This window comes from Pseudomonas laurentiana (assembly GCF_014648275.1).
GTDB classification, from domain to species: domain Bacteria; phylum Pseudomonadota; class Gammaproteobacteria; order Pseudomonadales; family Pseudomonadaceae; genus Aquipseudomonas; species Aquipseudomonas laurentiana.
In genome coordinates this window covers 1-6,291 of record NZ_BMQU01000049.1, presented here as the reverse complement: position 1 = coordinate 6,291, position 6,291 = coordinate 1, and the positions used below count along the sequence as shown (strand labels likewise).

Sequence of the window (6,291 nt, the reverse complement as noted above, 5' to 3'; positions counted from 1 at the left end):
GTACGGAACCGTACGCACGGTGGTGTGAGAGGACGGCGGGTGTGAACTCGCCTCCTACTCGATTAAAGTGAAGTAGATGCACTTACCTTTCAAAATTGTAAGTTTCTCGTCATGCCGGTGATGCCTATGCATTGCTAAGGTTACGCCCGAGAAGTTTTGAAATTGAGAGGGTTTTATGAAAAAGCTAATTATCGCTGCTGCACTTGTTGTTTTCTCGGTGGCTTCGCAGGCCAACACTTTCTCCGAGAGCAAGCAGCTTCAATACACCAAGGAACACCAGACCGCAGTGGCCAAGTACGCGGAGAAAAATGGCAAGCCAATGCCAGAGATTCAGGATTACAAATATGGCATGAAGATAGACGTTGCGAAATTCGTACGTCAGTCGCAGGACCCCCGTACCTGCCAGGTCTATCCACGGTTGATGACCTTCGAGGACTCCCAGGGCACGCTCAAGACTGTTCGTTACTCGACGTATTCGCAATGCATCAACAACAAGTAGTAAACGATTTGAACAGAACAATTAGAGAATTCATAAATGCCAGGCAGTGCCTGGCATTTTTTATTACGCCCGATACCCCATAGCTTCGAAATGTTAACGCCTGGGCTCGGGCAAACCGTGCAATAGATCTTAGCCAACCAACAGAGACGGCTCCCCAACTGCAGAGGGCAATTGGAAGCCTTGACCCCAGAAGGGACGAGTTATGAAGAGTTTGCTTGAACGCCCTGATGACCAAGCCGGGCATGAAGGTCATAGCCATGAGCATGGCGGCATTTTTGGAATGAACACAGAGCTGATTTTCGCGCTGATCTGTGGTGCTCTCCTGGGTGCCGGAGCTCTCGCAGGAAAACTTGGCCTGATTGATCGTCTGCCTCTGATTCTGTACGTGTCGGCCTACGTGTTCGGTGGATGGTTCACCACTAAGGAAGCGGTTACCAACATCCGTCAGAAACGCTTCGAGATCGACTCGCTGATGCTTCTCGCCGCAGTCGGTGCCGCGAGCATCGGCGCCTGGGCGGAGGGGGCTCTGCTGCTGTTCCTGTTCAGTCTGGGGCATTCCCTTGAAAGCTACGCGATGGGGCGGGCCAAGAAAGCGATTGAGGCACTGTCCAAGCTCGCACCAGCCACCGCGATCGTACGCAGAGCAAATGGCACGGTGGAGATGCCCGTGGAGCTGCTGGTTCCCGGTGACGTTGTCATCGTGCGCCCCAATGACCGCCTGCCGGCCGATGGTTTTGTAGTCGTAGGCTCCTCAAGTATCAACCAGGCGCCAGTAACCGGTGAGAGCGTCCCCGTGGACAAGCAACCTGTTCCTGATGCCGAACTCGCACGCAGCAAGCCAGATGCAGTGGATGCAGCCTCGAAAGTCTTCGCCGGTACCATCAATGGCGAAACGCTCATCGAGTTTGAGGTAACACGGCGCTCTACGGAGAGTACCTTGGCGCGGGTCATCAAGATGGTCAGTGAAGCCGAAGTCAGGAAGTCACCGACCCAGCGATTCACGGACCGCTTCCAACGCATATTCGTCCCGTTGGTTTTACTGCTGGTAGTCGGGCTGCTATTTGCCGGCATTTTCCTTGACGAGCCGTTCCGTGACTCGTTCTACCGGGCGATGGCCGTACTGGTTGCAGCCAGCCCCTGCGCGCTCGCGATCGCTACACCAAGCGCCATTCTCTCTGGCATCGCCAGGGCAGCCCGAGGTGGCGTGCTGATCAAGGGCGGTGCGCCACTTGAAGAGCTTGGATCATTGAATGCCATGGCATTCGACAAGACCGGTACCCTGACCGAAGGGCGCCCACGTATCACCGATGTAATACCCATAGGCGGCACGCAGATCGAGGATCTGCTAAACGTCGCCATCGCTGTGGAGTCGATGAGCGACCATCCGCTGGCTGCGGCAATTGTGCGTGACGGTGAAGAGATGATTGGCACACGGCGCCGATTCCAAGCCAAGAACATGAGCAACATGATTGGCCGCGGCGTGCGTGCTGAGCTTGATGGGCAGTTCGTCTGGATTGGCAAGGTCGAGATGTTCGGTACCAATGGTATTCCCGCACTCAGCAAGGCAGCCCTGGAGGCTGCGGAGCGTCTACGTCAGTCAGGCCGTACCACCATGGTGGTACGGCGTGCTGACAAGGATCTGGGCGCTATCGGGCTATTGGACACACCCCGGGAGGGGGCCAAAGAGGCACTCCAGAAGCTTAGAGAGATGGGCATCGAACGCATGGTCATGATTTCTGGAGACCACAACCGCGTTGCAGAGGCTGTAGCCAAACAAGTTGGCTTAGATGAAGCGTGGGGAGACCTGATGCCGGAAGACAAGGTCAAGGCCATCAAAAACCTGCGCCTTAGCGCCAAGGTGGCCATGGTGGGTGACGGCGTCAATGATGCCCCTGCCATGGCCAGTTCGAGCGTTGGTATCGCAATGGGGGCTGCTGGATCTGATGTTGCCCTGGAAACGGCTGATATCGCGCTTATGGCTGACGACATCAGGCAACTCCCATTTGCGGTGGGGCTGAGCCGTCACACGCGATCGATCATCCACCAGAATCTGTTCGTCAGCTTGGGGATTGTGGCCATCCTGGTTCCGTCCACCATCATGGGCTTGAGCATTGGTGCCGCTGTTGCGATCCATGAGGGCTCCACACTGTTGGTCGTCTTCAACGCCTTGCGCCTGTTGGCCTACCGCAGAAGCACCTGATCCCTGAGCTTCAATCATGAAGCTAAGCAGGGAAATGACCTGAAGTAGAAGTACGGGTCGTGCGCGATCAGCGCACGACCCGTACTTTTCTCTCACTCGTCGATCCCGATGCGCTTGAGGCTTTCAAGGGCCTTTCCGCACTCAGGTGAGCCATGCCGTAAGCCGCAGGCCAATGCAGCTTTGAGGCTCATGACACCGGCTACGAAACCGACTTGATTGCCGACTCCGTGTCCGTCCGCAAATCCCTGATCATACGCAATCTCGACAAGCGCATTGATCGCCGCCAGGGTGTCCTGTTTGTTTTTACTCTTTTGCATATCTACTCCGCGAGCATTCAGCTCATATCGCTCGGTTAGGTGGCGGCGCCTTCAGGTTTGGGGTGAGCGAATCCCGCTCCCATAGCCAATCCCTAACGGGGGGCTCAGCCCGCCACCGTAAGGAAAATCAGCTATTGAGAGCAGATGACTCGTTTTGGTCACCCGTGCTGCTCGCCTCACCGCATTGGCACTGAGTGGGTACATCCGGGTAGTCGCTGTGATTCTCAATGAACAGCGTTCGGCAGGTTTCGCACCCATAGATCCGGGGCAGGGATTTAAGGCCGCTCGGAAGCACGTCACTCAGAGGCTCGTTATGCCAAGGAGCCCCGTCAAGGATTCTTGAACGCAGGATGTTTCCCAGGCGCCAGGTGTCACTTTGTGCGCGCCAGGACCACATCGGCGCAGAAAGCGAATACTGGATGAAGGTCTCTTGTGACTGCCTGGATAGCGGGTACTTGGGGCGGGTCCAGCCGGAATCGATGATGCTGAACCCCATGCCCATTTCTGCGCTCGGGTGGGTCTTTTCACCAAAGAAACGGTCATGCGTCGCTGGAGCCGTCGCATGATGGTCAGTCGGTGGGAATACCCACAGATAACACTCATCCCGGTTGACCATGCTGATGAGCTCGCTTGGCCCCCGCATGGGGGAATTTGCAGCCAGGGCGAAGCGATCCTTCCACGACATTTTGGGAGGCGGCGCAATACCAGCAGCGATGGCCAACGTGGCAGTCTTGGGGACGAAGCGATCGCCTAGCTCGTTCAGATCCAGGTTCTTGCAGAGAGCCTTGAAGGCCTTTTTGCGAGTCTTCGAGCTGAAGGAGGGGTCAAGGAGCAGGCGAACCTGGTTCACGCCGATTCCCGCAGTTCGTAGCACCTCAATGACTTCTTCAGCCACACCGACTGCTTGAAGATCGGTCAATCCTAAGCACGTTTTCGCCCGCTCGACCGCCGCGTAGAGGTTGTACTGCCGTGTCTCGTTGTCACGACAGACCTGAATTGGCAGCTTGTCTTGGATGGCAACTTGCGGTGCAACGGAGCCGATGGCCGCGTGGAACAGCTGGTGGAGGTGCAGATGAGAGTACGGGCGGCCAGAAGCCGAGAACGAGGCGTGCAGCTGAGCAGCGAGAGGTTGAAGCAGCTTTTTTGCAGACATGACTATCCCCTAATGAGCGACGTTGGGGTAGCTGCGCTTGTAGGGCCGTTAGACGCGAAGCTGGACGTCGAATCAGGTTCAATCATGAATAGGAGTCAGGTTTGATTTGCTTGCACGGCCACCATGCAAAGCCCGACGCGGCAATCACATCAGATTCGCCGAGCTTTGGCAAGAGCGGTCATCGGTAAGCGAAAGCAGGTAGGAGGAGGGCGCTCCATGCTTGATCACCTCCAGAAACAGGAAAGCCGGAAGCACGTTGAGCGCTTCCGGCTTTCTCACGTCAGACTGATGAGAGGGATCAGAAGACGTATTGCAGGCGGGTCACGATGGCATTGCCGCTGTCGTCGCCCACGGTGTTCTCGTTGTTGTCGGTGCGCACGTTGATGTAGTTGGCACTGACTTTCACCGCCTCGTTGACGTACCAGTTCACACCCACCGTGTGGCTCTTGGCCTTGCGCTCGTTCGATTGGTCCGCCGCGGTGACCAGGTTGCCGTCTTCGACCTTGATATCGTCAAAGCGGTAGAAGACTTCCCAGGCCCCCAGTTCCTTGTTCTCTGGTTTGATAGTGTCGAACTTGGCACCATCGAGCTTGTAGATACGCGGCTCGCCGGTCAGGGTGTAAGCCATCTGGGCGTAGTAACCGGAGGCCTTCATGTCGTTGTTGGCCTGGTCAGCTTTCAGCTTGCGGCGAAGGTATTCCGCTTGAACCGAGAACGGGCCGGTGGCCCAGGCACCTTCGAGACCCCAGACCGAGTCGTCCTTCCACAGGCCATCTTGTGCAGCAGCACCGCCAAACAGCATGCGGTTGCCGTTGGTGCCGGCATCGCCGCCGCCATTGGTATCTACACCGCGGACGCCCAGACGCGAACGAATCCGGGTATCGACCGCACTGTTTTTGAGGTCGCGGTAAGCGTACTGAGCACCGACGTGCAGGACGTTGCCATCACTGTGCAGCGGTGCGAACACGCCACGTACGTTGTAGCGCTTGGTGCTGTCGCCATCCGAGTTGTTATTGGTTTCGCTGAAAACGCTACCGGAAACATAAGCCATGTCAGCGATGGTGCTGGTGGCTTGAACACCCATGCCGGCGTTGTCGTTGATCCAGTCCGCCAGGTCGTACGAGAGGTTCCGCTCCATGGCGGTGGTCCACTTCGAACTGGTGGCTTTCTCAAGACCGAAGTCGGTGTAGAAACGGCCAAAGCGCAGTTGCACCGGCTTGAAACCCGTGTAGGTCAGGCTGGCTTCGTCGAAGTAGCCGTCGGAGTCGTTGCCCGTGTTGCGGGAAAGGTCGTAGTTGAGCTGATACTTCCAGTCGCGGTACAGCACGCCACCGAGCTCAAGGTAGGCGCGACGGAAGTAGCCTGCGTCAGCGGTATCGCCATTCTTGGTGAAGACACCATCGAAACGGCCGTAGTCGGCCTGAACTCGGCCGCCCAGTTTGAAACTGAATTCCTTGTCAGAAGTCGATACTTCAAGACCGCCCTTGGTCTTCAGAACGATGTCAGCTCCGTCAGTGGTTACTGTTCCGGAGAATGCTTGCGAGGAAAATGTGCCTATTATTGCGGCAGCCAACAGCTTTTCCCGCATGTTCGAAGAACGGATCATTGCTTGCCTCTCGTATGTTAAGTGCTTAGCTACCGACGTTATATTTCGCCCTGCGCCGGCCTAAATTTATCTTGCAGATGGGAGCAGGCCACGGTTGTCACCCGCTGTAACAAGATGCCTTTGTTCTAAGCACTCTGACTAGGTTGCAAGCGAATATGACAGTTGTGTTTCTGTAGTGTTAACGGAGGAGTTTGAAACCTAACAAAACTGTTACCGAACAAGCCAGTCCTTCTTATCAAAGAAGCTCTTCTTGATCAATCTTCGAATTTCCAAAACCTGCGGATTGCGGACAAGCTTCGTTTTGATAACAAGATAGACATCTTTCTCCTCCAGGTCGTCCAGGAAACCCGGCACGGGTAGGATATTTCTCTCCAGTTTTCGGCTGTAGTCGGGCAGCACTCCAATACACGCACCGCCAACGACAAGGCCTCGTGATAGGTTGTAGCTCTTGACGGCGGCCTCAAGGAGCAAGTGCAACACCTGATGTAAGGTGTTGCCATGTCTACCCAATACAGT

General features: G+C 56.0%; 6 protein-coding genes. 2 read left to right on the top strand and 4 right to left on the bottom strand.

Annotation, left to right across the window (positions count from 1 at the left end; genetic code table 11):
- Positions 1-175: 175 nt before the first annotated feature.
- Positions 176-499, top strand: coding sequence for a DUF2790 domain-containing protein (locus IE038_RS23575; protein ID WP_102053879.1), 324 nt, complete (start codon positions 176-178; stop codon positions 497-499).
- Between the two features lie 202 nt (positions 500-701).
- A complete protein-coding gene (locus tag IE038_RS23570; RefSeq protein WP_102053880.1) occupies positions 702-2,699 on the top strand; it encodes a heavy metal translocating P-type ATPase in 1,998 nt (665 codons plus the stop codon).
- Between the two features lie 92 nt (positions 2,700-2,791).
- Here IE038_RS23570 and IE038_RS23565 read toward each other — a convergent pair whose 3' ends face one another.
- The 4 genes from IE038_RS23565 to IE038_RS23550 all read right to left on the bottom strand — a co-directional run.
- Positions 2,792-3,016, bottom strand: a complete 225-nt coding sequence (locus tag IE038_RS23565) for a hypothetical protein (protein ID WP_010951451.1) — start codon at positions 3,014-3,016, stop codon at positions 2,792-2,794.
- Between the two features lie 127 nt (positions 3,017-3,143).
- A complete protein-coding gene (locus IE038_RS23560; protein ID WP_011953109.1) occupies positions 3,144-4,169 on the bottom strand; it encodes a hypothetical protein in 1,026 nt (341 codons plus the stop codon).
- Between the two features lie 298 nt (positions 4,170-4,467).
- Positions 4,468-5,775, bottom strand: a complete 1,308-nt coding sequence (locus IE038_RS23555) for an OprO/OprP family phosphate-selective porin (RefSeq protein ID WP_009395904.1) — start codon at positions 5,773-5,775, stop codon at positions 4,468-4,470.
- 210 nt (positions 5,776-5,985) lie between these two features.
- The coding region (locus IE038_RS23550) for a hypothetical protein (protein ID WP_229775732.1) at positions 5,986-6,291 on the bottom strand (306 nt) is incomplete at its 5' end.

What these genes read in the sequence shown, in the direction of transcription:
- IE038_RS23555 (WP_009395904.1), bottom strand. Translation starts at nt 5,775, where the DNA reads ATGATCCGTTCTTCGAACATGCGGGAAAAGCTGTTGGCTGCCGCAATA.
- IE038_RS23570 (WP_102053880.1), top strand. Translation starts at nt 702, where the DNA reads ATGAAGAGTTTGCTTGAACGCCCTGATGACCAAGCCGGGCATGAAGGT.
- IE038_RS23560 (WP_011953109.1), bottom strand. Translation starts at nt 4,169, where the DNA reads ATGTCTGCAAAAAAGCTGCTTCAACCTCTCGCTGCTCAGCTGCACGCC.
- IE038_RS23575 (WP_102053879.1), top strand. Translation starts at nt 176, where the DNA reads ATGAAAAAGCTAATTATCGCTGCTGCACTTGTTGTTTTCTCGGTGGCT.
- IE038_RS23565 (WP_010951451.1), bottom strand. Translation starts at nt 3,016, where the DNA reads ATGCAAAAGAGTAAAAACAAACAGGACACCCTGGCGGCGATCAATGCG.